Origin of the sequence: Draconibacterium orientale, from assembly GCF_900111425.1 — a bacterium.
Lineage (GTDB): Bacteria > Bacteroidota > Bacteroidia > Bacteroidales > Prolixibacteraceae > Draconibacterium > Draconibacterium orientale.
This window is the reverse complement of sequence record NZ_FOHT01000020.1, coordinates 1-19,666: the sequence shown is the minus strand read 5'-3', so window position 1 is coordinate 19,666 and position 19,666 is coordinate 1. Positions and strand designations below refer to the sequence as shown.

The window sequence follows — 19,666 nt, the reverse complement described above, 5'->3', positions numbered from 1 at the left end:
TATGAAACGTATTTTTGTAGTATTATTTTTAATCCTGCTTTGCAATATTGCAATGGCAACAAATAATAAACCAATGGAAGAAAATAAAAACAAGTTGGCAGTGCTGTGGACCAGCGGCGATCCGGAAGTGGCAGAAAAAATGGCTTTTATGTACACCTACAATGCCAAAACGCAAGGTTGGTTCGACGAGGTAGTTCTAATTATCTGGGGACCATCGGCAAAACTGGCTGCCGAAAATGAAATGATACAGGAACACATTAAAAAGATGCAGAAAGCAGGTGTAAAAACCGAAGCGTGTTTATACTGCGCAAAAATGTACGATGTTGACGAAAAATTAGCCGAAATGGGTGTTGATGTTAAAGGAATGGGTGTTCCGTTATCCGACTACTTAAAAGAAGGCTGGAAAACATTAAGCCTCTAAAAAGAAAATAAAAAAAGCATCCACCATCAAGGCGGATGCTTTATATACTATCATCTAATTGCTAGTATTCATCTTCGTTAAAAAAGAAATCATCCTTACTCGGATAATCCGGCCAGATATCCTCAATACTTTCGTACATTTCACCTTCATCCTCAATCTCCTGCAAGTTTTCAATTACTTCAAGCGGAGCACCCGAACGTATTGCATAATCAATTAACTCGTCTTTTGTTGCCGGCCAAGGTGCATCTTCTAACTTCGATGCTAATTCCAGAGTCCAATACATGTGTATATAGTTTTATGTGGTTAAACTCGATTTTTTACTTTGGCGCGAATATAACAAAAAATAAATACCAAAAAACGTTCCTGAAAAAAAAATATCAATACTGCCAGGTTGTTTCGTCAATCCCTTTATCATGAGCGAGTTTTCGGGCCAATACAAACAGGTAATCCGAAAGCCGGTTAATGTACTTTATCAATTCGGGCTGAACCGGCGTTTGTTCTGCGAATTCAACGATTCGTCGCTCTGCCCTTCGGCAAATTGTTCGGGCTATATGACACTGAGCAGCTGACAGTTCTCCTCCCGGAAGAATAAAGTTTCGTAATTCTGGCAGTGTTTCATGATACGCGTCAATGGCTTTCTCCAACACCTCAATATCTTCATTTTTAACAATAAGTTTCGCGGTAAACTCCTGTCCTTTTTCATCCGATGCCAGTCGCGAACCAATGTTGAAAAGTTTATGCTGAATTTTTAGCAGCAAATCCTTCACCGCCACATCAATGTCGAACGACCGGATAACGCCAATACACGCATTTAATTCATCAACTGTTCCGTAACTTTCTAACCGCAGATCGTATTTTTTTACGCGGCTGCCACCAACCAGTCCGGTTGTACCGTCGTCGCCGGTTTTCGTGTATATTTTAAAATCTCCTGACATGTTTATTCTTTTGTAAAGTGAAAACATAAAAAATCCCGAGATGTTTACCATTCGGGATAATTGTTATTAATGTTTTGCAAAGTTAATAAATAGGATTTTCATTAATTACATCCGACTCCACTTCTCCATCTTTTAACCGAATAATACGGTGTGCGTGCTCGGCAATATCTTCTTCGTGAGTTACCATAACCAGCGTATTCCCTTTTCGGTGAATTTCGGCAAAAAGCTTCATAATTTCTTCCGATATTTTTGAATCGAGGTTACCGGTTGGCTCATCGGCCAGCAGCAAAGCGGGCTTATTTACCAACGCACGGGCAATGGCCACACGTTGGCGTTGTCCTCCCGACAATTCGTTGGGCTTGTGTTCCATACGGTCTTCCAAACCTACGTCAACAAGGGTGGCTTCGGCCATTTGCTTGCGTTCAGCCTTGCGTTTCCCGGCGTAAACCAGTGGCAACATTACGTTTTCAAGGGCTGAATTACGTGGTAAAAGGTTAAAAACCTGGAAAACAAATCCGATTTCCGAATTTCTTATTTCTGCCAAACGATCGTCCGACAGGCTGCTCACATCTTTTCCATTCAACACGTATTTCCCACTGGTTGGAGTATCTAAACAGCCAATAATGTTCATTAAGGTTGACTTTCCCGAGCCCGAGGCGCCCATAATGGCCACGTATTCGCCTTTGTAAATATCAATAGAAACCGAACGAAGGGCGCGAACTTCCTGCGTTCCAACTTTATAAGTTTTTACAATATTCTCAACATGAATAATTTTTTCCGGCATAGCTTTGTTTTATGTATTTGTAGTATTTTTTCTGTTGTATTACACGAATTGATCGAATCGATGTTAAAAATATGATTTTCCGCGCGTTTACCGGCCAGAAATAGCATTTTTTAAGATTTATTATCATAAGTAAAACTTTCGCTTTATAACAAAAACTGTACCCAACAGTTAATTATTTTTGAATAATTGGTTGTATTTCTCTGTTGCCGCACTTTGTGTGAATATGTATATTTGCTGCATGCCAGAATTTCTCGATCAGGAAATAAAATTCTTACCCGGTGTGGGGCCAAAACGTGCGGAAATTTTATTCAAAGAGCTGAAAATAAAAACCTTCAGAGATTTGATCTATTATTATCCGTATAAATACATCGACCGCACCAAATTTTACAATATCTCCGACATTAACACCGAGATGGCGTACATTCAGGTGAAAGGCGTTTTGCGCTCGATGGAAACTGTTGGCACCGGAAGCAAACAGCGGCTTGTTGCCCGTTTTTCGGATAGCACCGGCACCATGGAATTGGTGTGGTTCAGAGGGATAAAATGGCAAAAGGAACAACTCCGCATTAACAAAACCTACATTGTTTTTGGCAAGCCGGCTTTGTTTAGCGGCCGCATTAGTGTGGTGCACCCCGAAATGGAAACTGAGCAGGAAATGCAACTTAAACCGATCGGGCTTTTCCAGGGGCATTACAACACCACCGAGAAAATGAAAAAGCAGTTTCTCACCTCGAAAACCATCAATAAATTCCAGCTCACTTTACTTGGGCTGGCAAAAGGTAAAATCAGAGAAACACTGCCGGAATACATCACCAGCGAGCTAAAATTAATGCCGCTTGAGCAGGCACTCTCGGCCATTCATAAACCGGAAAAACCAATTGAGCTTAAAAACGCCACCTTCCGCTTAAAGTTTGAAGAGCTGTTTTTTATTCAGTTGAAAATACTGGCATTAAAACATAATCGTAATCAAAAATTTAAAGGATTTCATTTTGAAAAAGTAGGTTACAACTTCAATACCTTTTACGAAAAATACCTGCCTTTTGATCTTACCAATGCACAAAAAAAGGTGATCAAAGAAATTAGGCGCGATGTTAACGGCACATCACAGATGAACCGTTTGCTGCAGGGCGACGTGGGAAGCGGAAAAACACTGGTAGCATTAATGACGATGCTACTGGCCATGGACAACGAATTCCAGAGCTGTTTAATGGCACCAACCGAAATTCTGGCTCAGCAACACTACCAATCGATTTCAAAAATGGTAGATGGAATGGGAATAAACGTTGGACTATTAACCGGATCGACAAAAGCCAGGCAGCGCCGCGAATTGCATGCCGCATTACAATCGGGCGAAATGCAGATTATTATTGGGACGCATGCATTAATTGAAGATACGGTTAGTTTTAAACGGCTGGGACTTGTTATCGTTGACGAGCAACATCGATTTGGTGTGGCTCAACGGGCAAAACTCTGGAAAAAGAACGACCTTATCCCGCCGCACATTTTGGTAATGACGGCCACTCCTATTCCACGAACATTGGCCATGACTGTTTACGGCGACCTGGAAGTATCGGTAATTGACGAATTGCCACCGGGACGGAAACCGATACAAACCATGCACTTTTTCGAGAACAAAAGAGCGCAGTTAAACCGTTTTCTGAAACAGCAAATTGAAAAAGGCACACAAGTTTATATCGTTTATCCGCTAATTTCCGAGTCGGAAAAAATGGACCTGAAAAACCTGGAAGAAGGCTACCGTCATATTTCGGAGACTTTCCCCGATTACAAGATCAGCATGGTGCACGGGAAAATGAAACCCAACATTAAGGAAAATGCCATGCAGGCTTTTAAACGTGGCGAAACACAGATTATGGTTGCCACAACCGTTATTGAGGTGGGTGTTGACGTGCCAAATGCTGCAGTTATGGTAATTGAAAGTGCCGAACGTTTTGGCTTGTCGCAGTTGCACCAGTTGCGTGGCCGCGTGGGACGTGGCGCCGAACAATCGTATTGTATCCTGATGTCGTCGTATAAAATAAGCACTGAAAGCCGCAAACGATTGGATACCATGGTACGCACCAACGATGGTTTTGATATTGCCGAAGTTGACATGAAACTACGAGGCCCCGGCGATTTGGAAGGCACACAACAAAGCGGTATGGGTTTCGACCTAAAAATTGCCAACCTCGGGAAAGACGGCGAAATCCTTCAAAAAGCCCGAAACATTGCGAACGATATTCTCGACGACGATCCGTTTTTGCAAAAAGAGCAAAACCAACTGCTGCTAAAAAACCTGTTATCATCAAAAGATACAAGCTTCGACTGGAGTTCGATAAGTTAAATTTTATCCCTAACTTCCCGAAACATAGTCACCTGAAAAGTTTAACATCATGGATAAAGTTCAGTTACCCGAATCAGACGTAAAAATTACACCGATAACTTTTGGAGCCTGGGCCATTGGCGGCTGGTTTTGGGGCGGAGCCGAAGAAAATGAGTCGGTAAAAGCCATTGAAGCAGCTATTTCAAACGGTATGACAACCATTGATACCGCGCCGGTTTATGGTTTCGGACAAAGCGAAGAGTTTGTAGGGAAAGCCATAAAAGGCAAACGCAGCAAAGTTGAACTGTTAACCAAGTTTGGTTTGGTGTGGGACCGGAAATCGGGGCATGTGCATTACGAAAAGACTTTCGATAACCAGGGAAACGAGGTAAGCCTGTATCGTTTGGGTAGTAAAGAAAGCATCATAAAAGAGTGCGAGGATAGTTTACGAAGACTTGGCACCGATTTCATCGATCTTTATCAACAACACTGGCCCGACAGTTCTACTCCGGTTGAAGAAACAATGGAAGCACTGGAAATACTTAAAGATCAGGGGAAAATCCGAGCAGGTGGTGTTAGCAATTATTCGGTGAACGAAATGAAGAAAGCTGAAAAATATTTCGAACTCTCATCGAACCAGGTTCCGTATAGCATGGTTAACCGCGGCATTGAAAAGGAATTGGTGCCGTATTGCATCGCCACGAATAAGGCAATTATTCCCTACAGCCCGCTGCAAAGAGGTGTTTTAACCGGAAAAATTACTGCCGGGTATAAATTTTCAGAAGGTGATCATCGGCCGACAACTCCATTTTTTAAGGAGCCGAATTTGTCACGAATCAATGCATTTCTTCACAAAATAAAACCGATTGCTGAAGCCAATCAAGCAACGTTAGCACAACTGGTTTTAAAATGGACTTTGCAACAACCCGGAATAACCTGCGTGTTGGCCGGTGCCCGAAATGAAAAGCAGGTATTGGAGAATCTGAAAGCTGCTGAATTAAACATTTCGGATGAAGAGTTTACTTTCATACAAAATGAACTTGATCAACTTGTTTTGGAAGTCTAAGATTTGGCTTTCCAAATCTCCTATATTGAAATCTGTTCGATTCTAATTGTGACATGGTTGAGATGATAAAGATTATACACAAGAATTTAGTTCCTATAGCCTTATCAGGCGGATTTTACTTTTTGTCTTGAGACAATAAGTAAACAAAAAACTCAAGGCTGCGCCCACTTCACTCGGAAAAACTACGCGATACCAGCTAAAATTCCTGAAACTCGTCGTACCTCCTCAAACATCAGTAATTTTTTAACGCCGTCACCACTTGTTTTCCGGTTCACCGGCCGAGGCCGAAGCTTCGATATTGCTTTCGTATCTGCTAACAATACTTAAGTGGACCGGCCTCTTTTGGTATTTACCCGGAGTGGAAATGAAACCTTAGTGAGAGCGGGAAGCTCCGAGGGAGCGAGGAGATCACCCGCCAGAACTTAGGTTTTATGAAAATGTAGGGTGAAGATCAAAAGCAGCCTTGATCTTTTTGCTTCGTTTTTGCATTAAGGCAAAAATGAAGGCCGCCGGCAGGCAAAAGCACAACCTACAGGTAATCCCCATTTTGAATGTATAAATTTGCAAGAACAAACTAATTAAACCAACGCAAAAAACAGCTTTTGAAGCAAACGTGTTATTTCTCCCGGTTTTCCGTTACCAACCAATTGCTCTTCGATTTGCACAACAGGGCATATTTCGCTACCGGTTCCGGCGATAAAAACTTCATCCATTTCGTTAAGCTCTTCTTTGGTGTACAGGCGCTCCTCAACCGGGATATTATTGACCGCGCACAGTTCCATAATTACTTTTCGGGTGATGCCCGGTAAAATAAGGTTCGATAACGGACGTGTAACTACTGCGCCATTTTTTACACACAGTACGCTTGAATGTGTTGCTTCTGTGACAAATCCGTCGCGAATAAGAATACACTCTCCTGCCCCGCTTTGGTGCGCTTCGTTGTAAAGCATGGTGTTGGGCAGCAACGACACCGATTTAATGTCGCAGCGTTGCCAGCGAATATCGTTGCGGGTAATCACTTTAATACCGTTCTCCAGTTTTTCGGTTGCTGATGGCAGATCAAAAGCAAAGGCGTAAACGGTTGGAGTAATCTCATCTGGGAAATTATGCGTTCGTTTGGCTGCGCCCCGCGAAATTTGAAGGTAAATTCCGGCATGTTTGTTAAGCATATCGTTTTTCTGCATCAATTCCATAAAAACAGCCTTAAGATTTTCAGTATTATAGTTAATACCAATTTCTTTTAAACTGCGGTTTAAACGATCCAAATGATCCAGAAAACGAAAAGCCTTGCCATTATAATATTTGGCTACTTCGTAAACACCATCGGCAAACAGAAATCCACGGTCGTTTGGTGAGATTTTTGCGTCGTCGGCTGCTATAAATTCTCCGTTCAGATAAACGATATTGCTCATAATTTTAATCGGCTTGAATTGTATCTCAAAAATAGAAAAACATTGAATTCTCGTCTTATAAAAACAAAAAGGGATTCAACTTAATGAACCCCTTTTCTATATTATCAAAAAATTCTTTTCTGATTCTAGTAACGGTCACGACGTCCGTAACCACCACCGCCACCACGGTTGTAACCACCGCCGCCACCGCCACGGTTGTTGTTTTCGCGAGGTTTTGATTCGTTAACTTTGATGTTACGACCTGCAACCTCAGCGTTGTTCAGTTCTTCGATAGCTTTGTTAGCTTCAGAATCGTCTTCCATTTCAACAAAACCGAAACCTTTGCTTCTACCGGTAAATTTATCCATGATAATTTTAGATGAAGCAACTTCACCATACTCTTCAAAAATTTCTCTCAAATCTTCTTCGCCCATGTTGAAGGGCAAATTTCCAATGTAAATGTTCATTTTATACTATAATTTAAAGTTAATATATCCATCTTACTGATCACCAGAAGAACCAATCAAAATGCATCACGTCCTGGTGTTACTTGAATACAGTATAAAAAGAAGCTTTATTTACGATCGAAATAACGTCGGGAAAAACACAAGAGAGATAAACTGTCCGGTTTATTAATATCAATAAAAAAAGACCAAAATGCTAATTGCCAGACTTTTCTAAAAATTAACAGCCCAAAGGTAATTCTTTATTCGAACTAACAAAGTAAAATTAACATATTTCTTTAACATACTTTTATTCCGCAAGCAGATCGCGAATTACCGCGCTGGCAATAAAGCCTCCAAACAGCGGTGGCATGTACGAAATAGTGCCTACAGTTGATTTTTTATTCCGGCCTTCCTCGATTCGTACCGCATTTTCGTCAATATCTTCGGACGAAAAAACCACTTTTACGCCCTTTTTAACGCCCAAACGACCAAGTCGTTTACGCATCATTTTTGCCAGTTTGCAATTGTGAGATTTTTTGATGTCGGTGATTTCTATTTTCGACGGATCCATTTTTCCGCCTGCCCCCATCGAACTGATTATACGAAGTTTTAACTGCAGTGCGTGGTAAACCAGAAATACTTTTGGCGAAAGTGTATCGATGGCATCAACCACATAATCGAAAGGCTCGCTTTTTAAGAGCTCTAGCGTTTGCTCGTCGTGAATAAAATCATTTACCACCCTTAATTTCAAATCAGGGTTTATATCCATAAAACGTTTTGCCAGAATTTCGGCTTTTGGCTGTCCTTTGGTGCTTATAAGCGCAGGCAACTGACGGTTGCGGTTGCTTTCTTCCACTACATCGCCATCAACAATGGTCATTTTTCCTATTCCGGCCCGGCATAATTGTTCGGCGGCATAAGCTCCAACTCCCCCTAAACCAATCACCAGAACATTGGCATTTTTCAATTTGGCCAGTTTTTCTTCTCCTAACAATAACTCAGTTCGTTCTAACCAATACATTACTCTCTAAAACTTAATTTTCGTGGGGCAAAGAAACAAAATTGTGTTTACATTCTTCCGGGCATCAACGATTTTTCTATCTGGTTAAAGTTGGTCCACACCGCCTTTTTAAGCACCTCAACCGGCACCTCTTTTAAGGCTGCTGCCTGCTCGTAAATGGTATCTACATTTAAATCCAGCTCATCGGTCTCGAAGAAAATTTTATTCAAAGGAAGGTATTTAAATGATTTTACCGCTTTTGAATCCTCCCTGAAAAGGTTCTTCCCAAACGAAAACAAAAATCCTTTATCCATCAATTGTTTTGTAATTTCGACACTCCCGTTGTATCCATGCATAATCCAGGGCATAGCGGGATTAAGTTTTTCGCGAAGCGCAACGACCTCGTTCAATGCTTTCACACAATGTATGATAAGCGGATATTCATACTCTTCGGCAATAACAGCCTGCGCTTCAAACACCCGAAGCTGCTCGATAAAATCGCCGCCGTTAATTTTGTCGAGGCCTGCTTCCCCCACAAAAATTACATGATCGAATTCAAGTGCTTCCTCTACCATTTGCAGCGCCTCGTTGTTTTCCTGTTTGCTGCCAAGATGCCACGGATGAAGCCCTACCGAATAAAAATTACGCCCGTTAAAAGCCGCAAATCCATCGCTCGGAAATATGTTTTGTACCGTTACCGTTTCCAGTTCATTATGAAACGGATGTGTGTGAATATCGATATAGGGAATTGAACTCATAAACCAGTTTTATTAGCTAAATCCTCCTCAACTATGCCATCTCCAGCATTTTAGCAACCACATTTGAAGCACCATCAGCAATTTGCGTGATAGTAGCATCGAGCATATAACATGGCGTTGTAATTACCTTGTATTTTTCGTCAACTACAATTTCGCCGTGGGTGGTGTTAATGTGTGTGACGCCCAACGATTCCAGCGCATCGGCGGTTCCTTTATCCTGCCCGATAGTAAGTGTTACATCGCCTAATACTTTGGCAATTATGGCCGGCGAAATGCACAGTGCCCCTACAGGTTTCTTTGCGTCAACAGTCGCTTTTATGGCTTTCTCAACATCGGGATTTACTTTACAATCAGGGCCATCAAAAGCAAAAGTGCAAAGGTTTTTGGCCGCCCCAAAACCACCCGGAAAAATTATGGCATCGTAATCGGCAGCATTATATTCCGACAATGCTTTTATATTACCCCGCGCAATTCGGGCAGCTTCTACCAACACATTACGGGTTTCCGGCATTTCTTCGCCCGAAATATGATTTACCACATGCGCCTGATCCACATCGGGAGCAAAACACTGGTAAGCTGCACCTTGCTGTGCAATAGCCAGTAAAGTTAATGTGGCTTCGTGAATTTCGGCACCGTCATAAACACCATTTCCTGCTAATACTACTGCTATATTTTTCATTTTATCTCCTTTTTTAATTTTGTATTTCAAAGTTACAAGATAAAAAGTGAATCAGAAAACGTAATTAAGATCTGTACTTAACTAATCTGCTCCAGGTCGTACGGTGTTTCCTGGTAAACATAGTAATTCAGCCAGTTGGAGAACAACAGGTTTGCCGTTGATTTCCATCGCATAACCGGTGTTTTCGACGGATCGTTATCCGGATAGTAATTTCTTGGAATTTCGATGGGCAAATTTTTTGCTTTATCGCGTTTGTACTCTCCATCCAGTGTGTGGCGCGAGTATTCAGAATGTCCGGTAATAAACAACTGCCGGCCGTTTTTGGCTTTTACGATTGACACTCCGGCATCATCAGAACAGGAAATAATCTGCAATTCATCCACTTTTTCGATATCTTCTTTTCGAATCTCGGTATGGCGAGAGTGAGGAATAAAAAAAGCATCGTCAAAACCTCTGAAAATAGGCAATGTATTGTCGGACAAACGATGCTCGAAAACGCCAAACATTTTTTTGTCGAGCGGGTATTTGGGCACCTTGTAATAATGAAACAAAGCCGCCTGTGCCGCCCAGCAAATAAACAACGACGAAGTTACGTGATGTTCGGCCCAGTTGAGAATCTCTTTCATTTCATCCCAATAGGTTACTTCCTCAAAATCGAGCTGTTCAACCGGCGCTCCGGTAATAATCATGCCATCGTACTTTTTGTTTTTCAGCTCATCAAAAGTGTCGTAAAACTCACTCATGTGCTCGCTTGGTGTATTCTTTGGCGTGTGTCCCTTTATTTTCAGAAAATCAATTTCAATTTGTAGCGGTGAATTGGATAACAGACGAAGCAGATCTGTTTCGGTAGATATTTTCAGCGGCATCAGGTTTAAGATCACAATTTTTAGCGGTCTGATATCCTGGTGCGATGCCCGCGAAGTATCCATTACAAAAATATTCTCCTCGCGAAGAATTTCAATTGCCGGTAATTTGTCGTTTATATTTAATGGCATTTTATATTCCTTTTTTCGTGACGAGAAGACCAATTTTCAAATCTCGTCGCTCCATTTTTTCAGTTCGTGCAAAATTAACCAATAGTATGAAGTTGGAAAATATTTATTCACCCGCTGACTTGAAGCCAGCAGGTGAATTGTTCTGATTAAACTTTAGCTAAAGCCTGTTCAAAATCGGCAATAATATCGTCGATGTGTTCCAAACCTACGCTCACTCGCAACTGTGTTGGCGTTACACCAGCTGCTGCCTGCGCTTCTTCCGACAATTGCTGGTGTGTTGTTGCTGCCGGCTGAATGATCAGCGTTTTGGCATCGCCAACATTAGCCAGGTGACTTACAAGCTCCAGGCTATTTACCACCTTATTCGCCGTATCTTTATCGCCTTTTACATTGAACGACAGCACACCACCGGCACCTTTCGGCAGGTACTTTTGTGCGTTGGCATACGATGGGCTGCTTTCCAGTCCGGGATAATTTACACTTTCTACTTTCGGATGCGCTTCAAGCCATTTGGCCACAGCCAGCGTATTTTCCACATGACGATCCATTCTGAGCGACAAGGTTTCCAGCCCCTGAAGCAGCAGGAACGAGTTAAACGGACTGATCGCCGATCCAAAATCGCGCAGTCCTTCAACACGTGCTTTTGTAATAAATGCAATGTTTCCGAATGGCCCGTCGAAATTAAACACATCCCAGTATTTCAATCCGTGATAACCTTCAGAAGGCTCTGTAAAGCCAGGGAATTTTCCATTGCCCCAGTTATAAGTTCCGGCATCAACAATTACGCCGCCAATGCTGGTTCCGTGGCCGCCAATCCATTTGGTTGCCGATTCCACAACAATGTCGGCACCATGCTCAATCGGACGGAACAAATACCCTCCGCCGGCAAAAGTGTTGTCGACAATAAACGGAATGTCGTATTTTTTAGCCACAGCCGCAATCGCATCAAAATCAGGAATCACAAATCCCGGATTTCCAATGGTTTCAAGGTACATGGCCTTTGTATTCTCGTCAATCAGTTTTTCGAACGATGCGGCTTCCAAATCTTCGGTTAAACGAGCTTCAATTCCCAGTCGTTTAAAAGTAACTTTAAACTGGTTGTAGGTTCCGCCGTACAAATAAGGCGACGAAACAATATTGTCGCCAATATCCAGAATATTATTCAGTGCGATAAACTGAGCTGCGTGTCCCGAAGCCACAGAAAGTGCTGCCACTCCCCCTTCGAGCGCTGCAATACGCTGCTCAAACACATCTGAAGTTGGATTCATGATTCGCGTGTAAATGTTGCCAAATTCTTTTAAGGCAAACAAATTAGCCGCATGATTGGCATCGTTAAACACGTACGACGATGTTTGGTAAATAGGCACCGCTCGCGAGCTAGTTGCTGAATCGGGTTGTTGTCCTGCGTGTAATTGCAGTGTTTCGAAATTTAATTTTTGAGTTGTCATGTTATAATTTTTTGAGTTAGAAACTTGTTACTACTAAATCCCCTGAAAGGGACTTACCCCTCTGCTTGTCAGCATCTCCACTTACAAGCGGAGAACGTTTAAATATAGGCCTCTGCAAATCTTTTCCGCAGAAGCTTCCCTTTAATATTTTCCCCTTTTTAAGGGAAAATGGCGACAGCCAAAAGGGTAAAATCATTATTTTTTTTTTTAGAACTATTTTGGACTAGAAAAAAGCCTTATAAATTTCACGTACACTCTTTTCTTTGTCGGATTCCTGCACCACCAAATAGCTTACCAGGTCGGATGCGCCGGAGCCGCTAAGTATTACATTTATTTTGTTGTTGGCCACCGCGGCAAATATCTTGGCTGACACACCGTAGGCCTGTTGCATTCCGTGCCCAACAATACCTATAAGCGCCACATCGTTCACCACTTTGATATCAGTAACAGCCGAAAAGCCCAATTTGTGCACGAGTTTTAGTGCTTTTGCACCATTTTCTTTGCTTAAAATAAAATTGATGGAAGTTTGCGAGGTAATCACCGACTTAATGTTTAGTCCGGCATCGTTTAACTGGTTGGTAACTTTTGCCAGGATACCCGGTTTTAAACCAACGCCCGGCCCGTCGAGCTTCAGCAGCGAAATATCGTCGGTGCAGGCTACACTTTTTACAATCTGCTCTTCAATATATGTCTCGGTGTTGATAACGGTTTGCACTTCGCCATCGGGCGTATCCGGACTTAGTACCTGGATCGGGATATGCGCGTGTTCCAGCGGTTCTACCGTTCGCGGGTGAAACGAGTAGTGTTCGAAATAGGCCAGTTCACTGGCTTCGGAATACGTAAGGCGTTTAATGATTTCAGGATTTTCGATAATGGCAGGCTTGGCCCGCTGAAAATCGTTATCGAGGCCCCAAAGTTTTAGTGTATCGATACCCAATTCTTTGGTAAGAAAAGCGGCGGTATAATCAGCTGCCGTTTTACCGGTTCGTGCCAGTTTATTGTTCTCGTTGATCCCGTATGTTCCGGGAATCAGGAAAACACCGGGCTCCTGCTTATTGAGCTTAAATGTATCGACCGAAAGGAAAGTTGCATTTCCGAAATCGGACGACACCTGCAAGTCAATGTCTTCGGGAAGAATAATACTTGCTTCATTCCAAAGCGACGAAAGAATCTCAACCGACAATTTTTCGGCAAAACTCAGTACCTGGTCTTTTAAAGCCTGCGAATAATCGCCGATAAGTCCAATTCCTTTTAATAATCCAACCAATTGTTTGGCCAAATCAGAATACACTTCTGATGGTTGCTCATCAACGGTACTGATATAAAATCCATAGATCTCGTTCAACAATTCCTCTTCATCCAGTTCTTGCAGAAATACCTGTTGCAGGTTAAACTGAACAAGATCGAGCAATTGCGGAATAGGCGAAACCACTACATAATTGCGGCTATTGCAACCTGTTAACCAAGCTTTTAAATTGTGCAATGCTATTTGGTTGCCAATATGGCTTCCACCAAATCGAATAACATTATCCGACATAAAAATATTTTTTTTGAAATTTTTGTTTGCTTAATAAACACTTGTACGGAATGCCTTCAAACAACGAATAACCATCGAATGAAGGCTATCGCATAGACATATACATAGACGACATAAACATTGCTTCGCAACGGATTGCTGCGCTGGAAGAAGTAGTATTTCTTTTGTCAATGTTCATTCTTGCCGAATTTGTTTAGCGCAAATATAAATTGATTTTTGAAAAACGCAAGCTTATCTGGATTGATTTTAGATAAAGTTTATATTGGGTAACAAAGGATGCAATCCGTATTTATTGCAAATTCTACGAATTGTATCTCCTGTTTTATGCTTACAGCTTACTCGTTATATTGCTCAGGGCCAACAGATATTTTGGTGATAAACACCCCATTCTTATCCACATATTTGTAGTTCATGGTTACCTGGTTAACGCGGAATAATTCCATATCAGGATTGGTTTTTATGTTATTGGTTATTTGCGGAATCAGGTACGCTTCAAAACTGCTGATGTCGATCGAGTCTTTTACCAAAGTCATTAGCGAATAGTTGTACTGAAAAGTATTATCGGGCATTGCCGCAGCATTATCGAGACGGGTTTCGGCATCCACCATAAAAGGGCAGGCTTCGTTTAATTCGCTGGCGGTTTTCATTAACACCTTATCGAAAGAAAAAACACGCTGCACCAACTGCTGCACCACCAAAAAGGCAACAACAAAAGCCACCACACTAACAAGCGCGACGATCAACTTCTTTTTGGTCGAACTTTTTGTTTGTTTAGCCACCTGTTTTTCCAGGAGCTCTTTGGGCGCTGCTTTGGGAAGCTCGTAGCCACAATAGCGACAGTATCTGGCGTTGGTTTTATTGTCTTCGTTGCAATGTAAACACTTAATCAGTTCCATTTTGCTTCGTTTTTTTTGATCGGTTTTAAATTGTTTTAGTCGGTTGTGAATGTAGTAATATTTTGGATAAATGAATTTATGTTTAAGGAAATTGAAAGGGCTTAAAATCCGTAATACTCCGCTCTAATATATTAGAAACTCTTTAAAGCACATACGCGTAAATACATGGAAAACTGTTATTTCTGAAATTTATTAAGGCTAAAGAGACACAGAAAACTTAATGACACATGGAGATAAAATTCGATCCCTTACGGCGGTTTATAAAAATTAAGTCACTGAGCAGTATTTGTATGCTTTTGGCTGCCATTGCTGCGCTGATAGTCTCCAACACCAACCTGTACAGCTATTACGAACAATTATTAGAACTCGAATTTTCTATCGGTTTTTCCGGCTTCCACTTATCAAAATCGGTGCTGCACTGGATTAACGATGGCTTAATGACCATCTTTTTCTTTGTTATTGGGCTGGAAATAAAACGCGAATTTATGATTGGGGAACTCAGCTCGGCCAGAAAAGCCATACTACCTATTTTGGCAGCCATTGGCGGAATGATCTTCCCTATTGCCATCTTCTTTTTACTGAATTCGGGCAACGAAAGCACACATGGCTGGGGAATAACCATGGCTACAGATATTGCCTTTTCGTTGGGTATATTAGGAATTCTTGGGAAAAAAGTACCTTTTGGCCTTACCATTTTCCTTGCGGCGTTTGCCATTATCGACGATCTGGGTGCGGTTATGGTTATTGCGGGATTCTACAGTTCTCTTATATCCTGGCACTTGGTCGTCATAGCTTTTGTTTTATTAATTGCGCTATCACTTTTGTCGATAAAAAACTTATATTTCAGCTATATCCATATTCCTGTAGGCATTGTTGTCTGGCTGCTGTTTTTAGAGTCGGGCATACATCCTACAATTGCAGGTGTTCTTTTTGCATTTACCATTCCTTCGCATCGCAAAAAAAGGCTTGCATATGTAATTGGAAAAGGTAAAAATGCCCTTAACGAGTTATCGCAACTAATCGGGAAAAAGGAGGTAGAATTTAAAAATCATAAAACAGCCATTAACATTCTGGACAATATAACTTCCGAGATTCAATCGCCTTTACAACATCTGCAAAACAAGTTGAGCACATTGGTTTTCTTTTTTATTATTCCGCTATTTGCCTTTGCCAATTCGGGCATAAATTTAATGGGCAACGAAGGTGCTTTTACACCTTTAACCACAAGCATTGCGATAAGTTTGGTTTGTGGCAAAATAATCGGGATAAGTTTATTTTCGTGGCTGGCCATAAAACTAAAAATAGCTGTACTGCCTCAAGATGTCGATTTCCGACAGATTTTTGGCTTATCCTGCTTAGGCGGATTTGGTTTTACAATGTCCATTTTCATCTGCAATCTTTCCTACGTGTCTGTTCATTTACAGCACTCCGCAAAATTGGGAATATTGATTGCTTCGTTGATCGCTGGTGTTGGCGGGTATCTGGTTATCCGGTATTCGCTAAAAAAAAAGCACCGAAACCAATGATTTCAGTGCTTTAATGTAACTCGTTGTACTCCGGACGGGATTCGAACCCATGACCTACTGCTTAGAAGGCACAACTAGTATTTCCTGACACTTCACGATTTTTCACACAAAACTAGTAAAACATACTATTACAGAATATTACAAGCTATTGAAAAATGAAATAAAATACATATTTTTGAAATAAATGTTTCACTATTGTTTCACTATTCAATTTCAAGATGGCATCTGTAAAAGTAAAGTTGAAAAACGACTTGTTACTAAAAGACGGTTCAAAGGCAATCATAATTCAAGTTCTTCACAATAGAAAGAAAAAAGTATTCCATCTTGGTTATTCCACTTTAGACCACCAATGGGATGATACAACCAACTTGCCAAATAGTAAACACCCGGACCATAAAATCATCAAATCAAGGTTGAAGAATGCCGTGTTGCTACTTAAAACTATAATCACCGATTTTGAAAACAGACATGTCCAATTTTCGTTAACTGACGTGGAAAACAAGTATAAACTTAGTGGTTCAAAGGAAATGTTCTTCCAATATACGGATGATATAATTCAATCACTAAGGAAATCTGGGAAAAAGGGGAATGCTATAGTTTACAAAAATTGTCTGGATTCAATATCTGCGTTTAGAAGTGGAAAAGATATATCAATAGAAAATATAGACTATCACTTTATAAAACGATTCCAAAAATACCTGGAACAGAAAGTTGTTATAATTAATAAAGGTAAAAGCAACGAGGTCAAGAAGAAACTAACTGTTAATACCATATCCGTTTATTTAAGGACACTTCGAGCAATAATCAATAAAGCCATTAAGGAAGGACTTATTGAAGAAGCCTCCTACCCTTTCAAGAACATATCGATAAAAACACAAAAAACTCGTAAAAGGGCTGTCAATAAAGATGTAATTAAACTGGTGGAAGATCTGGACGTTGATAAGAGCCTACAGCTTTACAAAGACCTTTTCATGTTCAGTTTCTATAACCGAGGGATGAATTTTGTAGATATGGCGTTTCTAAAAGTTAGTAATATAAAAAACGGCAGAATTGAATATACACGCCAAAAAACCGGTCAGCAATTCAGCATCAAAATGACTGATAAGGCAAGGGCAATTATTATCAGGTATAACGACCTGAAACAACCAGATTCCCACATATTCCCAATTATATATAGAAAAGACAAAGAATACCTCGACTACAGAAATGCCATGAGGCTAATGAATAAAAAGTTGAAGAAAATTTCTGAAATATTAAAGCTTGATGTACCTTTAACAACATACGTATCCAGACATTCATGGGCTACTATTGCAAAAAGATCAGGTATATCTACTGCAATAATTAGTGAAGGTCTTGGACATGAATCAGAAGAGACAACACAGGTGTATCTGGATAGCTTTGAAAATGATGTACTAGATGATGCAAACGAACTTATAATTAACTAATACAAAAAATGAAAATTACTCCTGATATCATTGATCATGTAAAAGATGTATTATGTGATAAAAATCCGAAGTACAGGTTTAGTATGGAATCAATTCCCGGCACCAATGAAATAACAATGATTTTGTATTATAAAGATTACACAGATCCAAGCTCCTTTGGAAATTCATTTAAGGGAAAAATTGATAAAACAATATTTCACATAAAGGAGCAAATATTATCGAACAAAATTGAATACGATTATGTGCGATTGTTATTAAATGAACTATCAGAAACACTTGACACGTTCAAACTATATAAATTAAGAGATAAAAAATTCCAATATCAACCTGAAGCAGTAATTCCAGTTTGGGAAGGCTATGAATATGAAGGAAATATTGAAAAGGTAAAAGACGAAATTTTTGACAAAATTGTTGAAGTATCACAGCTCAAATATGATTATACAGTGGAACTAATAAACGGATTGAAAGAAATGTTGGATAATGATAATGAACCTAAAAAACAGAAATTAAATATTGATGATTTCTTTGATCTATTATCGGATCATGTACCGACATTTCAAGAGGCATTGGATGAGATAGAAGATGTTCATGGCACAATAAAAGCCATCAATTCTTACCTTTCTTATAAAGATTTCAAAAATGCTGAGAGCTACCACAATTTCATGGTCAGCAATGCAAGAAAAATTATACGAGAAATAAGAACCGAGTTTTCGAAACAGGAAATTGGTATTGAATATATTAATGCACAGCTGCACTTTTTAAATGATATTTCATTGGACTTTGTACAAAAAGATATTAACGACACAGAGTATTTATGCCACATAAACTCAAGAATTATTTCGGAATTTGGAATTTTGAATAAACAAAACGTTTTGATTGAACAATACGATTTAAAGTCACCTGACAATGAGTTGATTATTAAAGAATTTGTGGCTTATAATAAATCGAGGCATGAGGTAATTACAAGTATGATTGAAGAACTCGAAGAAATCATCAGCAATAATTCCAATAAAGATGAATCGACTGTGGGTAAACTGGAACTCAATGTGCCATTATCAGATATTGCTTTACTATTCCGTCTTTTAGAAGAAAACAAGGTATTTTCCGCTAAACATCGAACGCACATCCACAGAGTGCTAAAAAACTCATTCAAGAGCCCAGATAAATCTTCATTCAACGAAGGATCTATAAAAAATGCCTACAATGATCCAGATCCTAATTCTGTGCAAAACCTCAAGATTTTGTTGTCCAACATGAAAGGATCATTAAATAAATTCTAATATAAATCACTGAAATACTACCCCTTACACAACATGCCGACATGATGTCGACATGAAATCCTATGTGCATTTCACCATACCTTAGTGTTGGAAATTGAAACTGAGTACACTCCATCTTGGTTTCAATGAACTGGAGGTTCTTAAAGTAATAATCTAAAATCAATAGTCATGGACTTGAATTTAGAATTTGAAAAATTGAAAGCTGGTCAGGATCAAATCCTGAGAATGCTAACGCAAAAAAACAATGTAAAAAAAGAATTGAAGGTTTATTCACTAGGTGAATTAGCTACCTTCTTTGGAGTAACAAAAAGAACCATTTACAACTGGAAAGATGAAGGAAGACTTCCTCTGACCATTGTGAGCTCCAAAACCTATATGACTGAAGATCAGCTTCAATCATTTTTGGAAACCAATGAAGTTAAACCCATTAATGGGCAGCCTTTGCTCAAAAGATCAAAGATTAAAAAATAAGTCTTAAACAATAAAAATTTAATAAAATGAACAAAGATTATGAAATGGCAGCTACTCCTACAAATGGATCTGCTGAAGTAAAAGAAGAAGCAAAAGAGAGTGCTGAGGTAAAAAATGGTGAAACAATCAATCTTTTCGACAAAAAATATTTGAATATCCGTATTTAGTCATAGTCCAGTAATTCCAGCAATAACCAGCCTGTCAAAGAGTTTTTCTCCAAAATACCTCCGGTTTAGCTTGTAGACGAACTCATTCAAATACATTTGAA

20 protein-coding genes and 1 pseudogene are annotated in these 19,666 nt (G+C 40.0%); 8 read left to right on the top strand and 13 right to left on the bottom strand.

The features are described from left to right. Position 1 precedes the first annotated feature (1 nt). Entirely contained in the window at positions 2-421 is a 420-nt protein-coding gene (locus BMW53_RS11800) for a DsrE family protein (RefSeq protein ID WP_245749041.1), read from the top strand. A 61-nt stretch (positions 422-482) separates the two neighbouring features. Here BMW53_RS11800 and BMW53_RS11795 read toward each other — a convergent pair whose 3' ends face one another. The 3 genes from BMW53_RS11795 to BMW53_RS11785 form a co-directional block, all read right to left on the bottom strand. Then, positions 483-704 carry a DUF2795 domain-containing protein gene (locus BMW53_RS11795; RefSeq protein WP_038562297.1) on the bottom strand — a complete coding sequence of 74 codons (222 nt, stop codon included), beginning with the start codon at positions 702-704 and terminating at the stop codon, positions 483-485. Positions 705-798: 94 nt separating this feature from the next. Further along, on the bottom strand, positions 799-1,356 hold the full coding sequence (locus BMW53_RS11790) for a cob(I)yrinic acid a,c-diamide adenosyltransferase (RefSeq protein ID WP_038565477.1): 558 nt from the start codon (positions 1,354-1,356) through the stop codon (positions 799-801). Positions 1,357-1,438: 82 nt separating this feature from the next. Continuing rightward, positions 1,439-2,140, bottom strand: a complete 702-nt coding sequence (locus BMW53_RS11785) for an ABC transporter ATP-binding protein (protein ID WP_038562300.1) — start codon at positions 2,138-2,140, stop codon at positions 1,439-1,441. 238 nt (positions 2,141-2,378) lie between these two features. On the opposite strand from BMW53_RS11785, the gene recG reads away from it, so the two are divergent. Together recG and BMW53_RS11775 are read left to right on the top strand one after the other, a co-directional pair. After that, the gene (gene recG, locus BMW53_RS11780; protein WP_074780672.1) at positions 2,379-4,481 is read left to right on the top strand and encodes an ATP-dependent DNA helicase RecG; all 2,103 of its coding nucleotides are present in this window, start codon (positions 2,379-2,381) and stop codon (positions 4,479-4,481) included. A gap of 49 nt (positions 4,482-4,530) precedes the next feature. Next, positions 4,531-5,526 (top strand): aldo/keto reductase, encoded by a 996-nt coding sequence (locus tag BMW53_RS11775; RefSeq protein ID WP_038562303.1) that lies wholly within the window; start codon positions 4,531-4,533, stop codon positions 5,524-5,526. Positions 5,527-6,104: 578 nt separating this feature from the next. Here the strand turns inward: BMW53_RS11775 and dat are convergent. From dat to BMW53_RS11725, 9 genes are all read right to left on the bottom strand, one after another. Then, the gene (gene dat / locus BMW53_RS11770; protein ID WP_038562306.1) at positions 6,105-6,938 is read right to left on the bottom strand and encodes a D-amino-acid transaminase; all 834 of its coding nucleotides are present in this window, start codon (positions 6,936-6,938) and stop codon (positions 6,105-6,107) included. A 125-nt stretch (positions 6,939-7,063) separates the two neighbouring features. After that, positions 7,064-7,384, bottom strand: a complete 321-nt coding sequence (rbp, locus tag BMW53_RS11765; protein ID WP_038562309.1) for an RNA-binding regulator — start codon at positions 7,382-7,384, stop codon at positions 7,064-7,066. Between the two features lie 286 nt (positions 7,385-7,670). Next, positions 7,671-8,384 (bottom strand): tRNA threonylcarbamoyladenosine dehydratase, encoded by a 714-nt coding sequence (locus BMW53_RS11760; RefSeq protein WP_038562312.1) that lies wholly within the window; start codon positions 8,382-8,384, stop codon positions 7,671-7,673. Positions 8,385-8,431: 47 nt separating this feature from the next. After that, positions 8,432-9,121, bottom strand: coding sequence for a TatD family hydrolase (locus tag BMW53_RS11755; protein WP_051568046.1), 690 nt, complete (start codon positions 9,119-9,121; stop codon positions 8,432-8,434). Between the two features lie 31 nt (positions 9,122-9,152). Next, the gene (gene elbB / locus BMW53_RS11750; protein ID WP_038565483.1) at positions 9,153-9,800 is read right to left on the bottom strand and encodes an isoprenoid biosynthesis glyoxalase ElbB; all 648 of its coding nucleotides are present in this window, start codon (positions 9,798-9,800) and stop codon (positions 9,153-9,155) included. Positions 9,801-9,877: 77 nt separating this feature from the next. Next, positions 9,878-10,795 (bottom strand): homoserine O-acetyltransferase MetA, encoded by a 918-nt coding sequence (gene metA / locus BMW53_RS11745; protein ID WP_038562314.1) that lies wholly within the window; start codon positions 10,793-10,795, stop codon positions 9,878-9,880. A 146-nt stretch (positions 10,796-10,941) separates the two neighbouring features. After that, the gene (locus BMW53_RS11740) at positions 10,942-12,243 is read right to left on the bottom strand and encodes an O-acetylhomoserine aminocarboxypropyltransferase/cysteine synthase family protein (protein WP_038562316.1); all 1,302 of its coding nucleotides are present in this window, start codon (positions 12,241-12,243) and stop codon (positions 10,942-10,944) included. Positions 12,244-12,466: 223 nt separating this feature from the next. After that, complete coding sequence (locus BMW53_RS11730) at positions 12,467-13,780, bottom strand: ACT domain-containing protein (RefSeq protein WP_038562322.1); 1,314 nt, start codon at positions 13,778-13,780, stop codon at positions 12,467-12,469. Between the two features lie 335 nt (positions 13,781-14,115). Then, positions 14,116-14,676 carry a zinc ribbon domain-containing protein gene (locus BMW53_RS11725; protein WP_038562325.1) on the bottom strand — a complete coding sequence of 187 codons (561 nt, stop codon included), beginning with the start codon at positions 14,674-14,676 and terminating at the stop codon, positions 14,116-14,118. A 227-nt stretch (positions 14,677-14,903) separates the two neighbouring features. Here BMW53_RS11725 and nhaA point away from each other — a divergent pair, with 227 nt between their 5' ends. The 5 genes from nhaA (at position 14,904) to BMW53_RS20960 (ending at position 19,565) form a co-directional block, all read left to right on the top strand. Then, positions 14,904-16,202 carry a Na+/H+ antiporter NhaA gene (nhaA, locus tag BMW53_RS11720; protein ID WP_038562330.1) on the top strand — a complete coding sequence of 433 codons (1,299 nt, stop codon included), beginning with the start codon at positions 14,904-14,906 and terminating at the stop codon, positions 16,200-16,202. Positions 16,203-16,420: 218 nt separating this feature from the next. Then, complete coding sequence (locus tag BMW53_RS11715) at positions 16,421-17,647, top strand: site-specific integrase (RefSeq protein WP_038562332.1); 1,227 nt, start codon at positions 16,421-16,423, stop codon at positions 17,645-17,647. A gap of 8 nt (positions 17,648-17,655) precedes the next feature. Beyond that, positions 17,656-18,927 carry a hypothetical protein gene (locus BMW53_RS11710; protein ID WP_038562335.1) on the top strand — a complete coding sequence of 424 codons (1,272 nt, stop codon included), beginning with the start codon at positions 17,656-17,658 and terminating at the stop codon, positions 18,925-18,927. A 168-nt stretch (positions 18,928-19,095) separates the two neighbouring features. After that, positions 19,096-19,398: a helix-turn-helix domain-containing protein gene (locus BMW53_RS11705; protein WP_038562338.1), complete on the top strand. Its 303-nt coding sequence runs from the start codon at positions 19,096-19,098 to the stop codon at positions 19,396-19,398. A gap of 26 nt (positions 19,399-19,424) precedes the next feature. After that, entirely contained in the window at positions 19,425-19,565 is a 141-nt protein-coding gene (locus BMW53_RS20960) for a hypothetical protein (protein WP_157470869.1), read from the top strand. On the opposite strand, the pseudogene BMW53_RS20770 reads toward BMW53_RS20960, so the two are convergent. Beyond that, positions 19,566-19,666 (bottom strand): annotated as a pseudogene (locus tag BMW53_RS20770) (IS1595 family transposase); the annotation flags it as partial.

What these genes read in the sequence shown, in the direction of transcription:
- BMW53_RS11800 (WP_245749041.1), top strand. Translation starts at nt 2, where the DNA reads ATGAAACGTATTTTTGTAGTATTATTTTTAATCCTGCTTTGCAATATT.
- BMW53_RS11795 (WP_038562297.1), bottom strand. Translation starts at nt 704, where the DNA reads ATGTATTGGACTCTGGAATTAGCATCGAAGTTAGAAGATGCACCTTGG.
- BMW53_RS11790 (WP_038565477.1), bottom strand. Translation starts at nt 1,356, where the DNA reads ATGTCAGGAGATTTTAAAATATACACGAAAACCGGCGACGACGGTACA.
- BMW53_RS11785 (WP_038562300.1), bottom strand. Translation starts at nt 2,140, where the DNA reads ATGCCGGAAAAAATTATTCATGTTGAGAATATTGTAAAAACTTATAAA.
- recG (WP_074780672.1), top strand. Translation starts at nt 2,379, where the DNA reads ATGCCAGAATTTCTCGATCAGGAAATAAAATTCTTACCCGGTGTGGGG.
- BMW53_RS11775 (WP_038562303.1), top strand. Translation starts at nt 4,531, where the DNA reads ATGGATAAAGTTCAGTTACCCGAATCAGACGTAAAAATTACACCGATA.
- dat (WP_038562306.1), bottom strand. Translation starts at nt 6,938, where the DNA reads ATGAGCAATATCGTTTATCTGAACGGAGAATTTATAGCAGCCGACGAC.
- rbp (WP_038562309.1), bottom strand. Translation starts at nt 7,384, where the DNA reads ATGAACATTTACATTGGAAATTTGCCCTTCAACATGGGCGAAGAAGAT.
- BMW53_RS11760 (WP_038562312.1), bottom strand. Translation starts at nt 8,384, where the DNA reads ATGTATTGGTTAGAACGAACTGAGTTATTGTTAGGAGAAGAAAAACTG.
- BMW53_RS11755 (WP_051568046.1), bottom strand. Translation starts at nt 9,121, where the DNA reads ATGAGTTCAATTCCCTATATCGATATTCACACACATCCGTTTCATAAT.
- elbB (WP_038565483.1), bottom strand. Translation starts at nt 9,800, where the DNA reads ATGAAAAATATAGCAGTAGTATTAGCAGGAAATGGTGTTTATGACGGT.
- metA (WP_038562314.1), bottom strand. Translation starts at nt 10,795, where the DNA reads ATGCCATTAAATATAAACGACAAATTACCGGCAATTGAAATTCTTCGC.
- BMW53_RS11740 (WP_038562316.1), bottom strand. Translation starts at nt 12,243, where the DNA reads ATGACAACTCAAAAATTAAATTTCGAAACACTGCAATTACACGCAGGA.
- BMW53_RS11730 (WP_038562322.1), bottom strand. Translation starts at nt 13,780, where the DNA reads ATGTCGGATAATGTTATTCGATTTGGTGGAAGCCATATTGGCAACCAA.
- BMW53_RS11725 (WP_038562325.1), bottom strand. Translation starts at nt 14,676, where the DNA reads ATGGAACTGATTAAGTGTTTACATTGCAACGAAGACAATAAAACCAAC.
- nhaA (WP_038562330.1), top strand. Translation starts at nt 14,904, where the DNA reads ATGGAGATAAAATTCGATCCCTTACGGCGGTTTATAAAAATTAAGTCA.
- BMW53_RS11715 (WP_038562332.1), top strand. Translation starts at nt 16,421, where the DNA reads ATGGCATCTGTAAAAGTAAAGTTGAAAAACGACTTGTTACTAAAAGAC.
- BMW53_RS11710 (WP_038562335.1), top strand. Translation starts at nt 17,656, where the DNA reads ATGAAAATTACTCCTGATATCATTGATCATGTAAAAGATGTATTATGT.
- BMW53_RS11705 (WP_038562338.1), top strand. Translation starts at nt 19,096, where the DNA reads ATGGACTTGAATTTAGAATTTGAAAAATTGAAAGCTGGTCAGGATCAA.
- BMW53_RS20960 (WP_157470869.1), top strand. Translation starts at nt 19,425, where the DNA reads ATGAACAAAGATTATGAAATGGCAGCTACTCCTACAAATGGATCTGCT.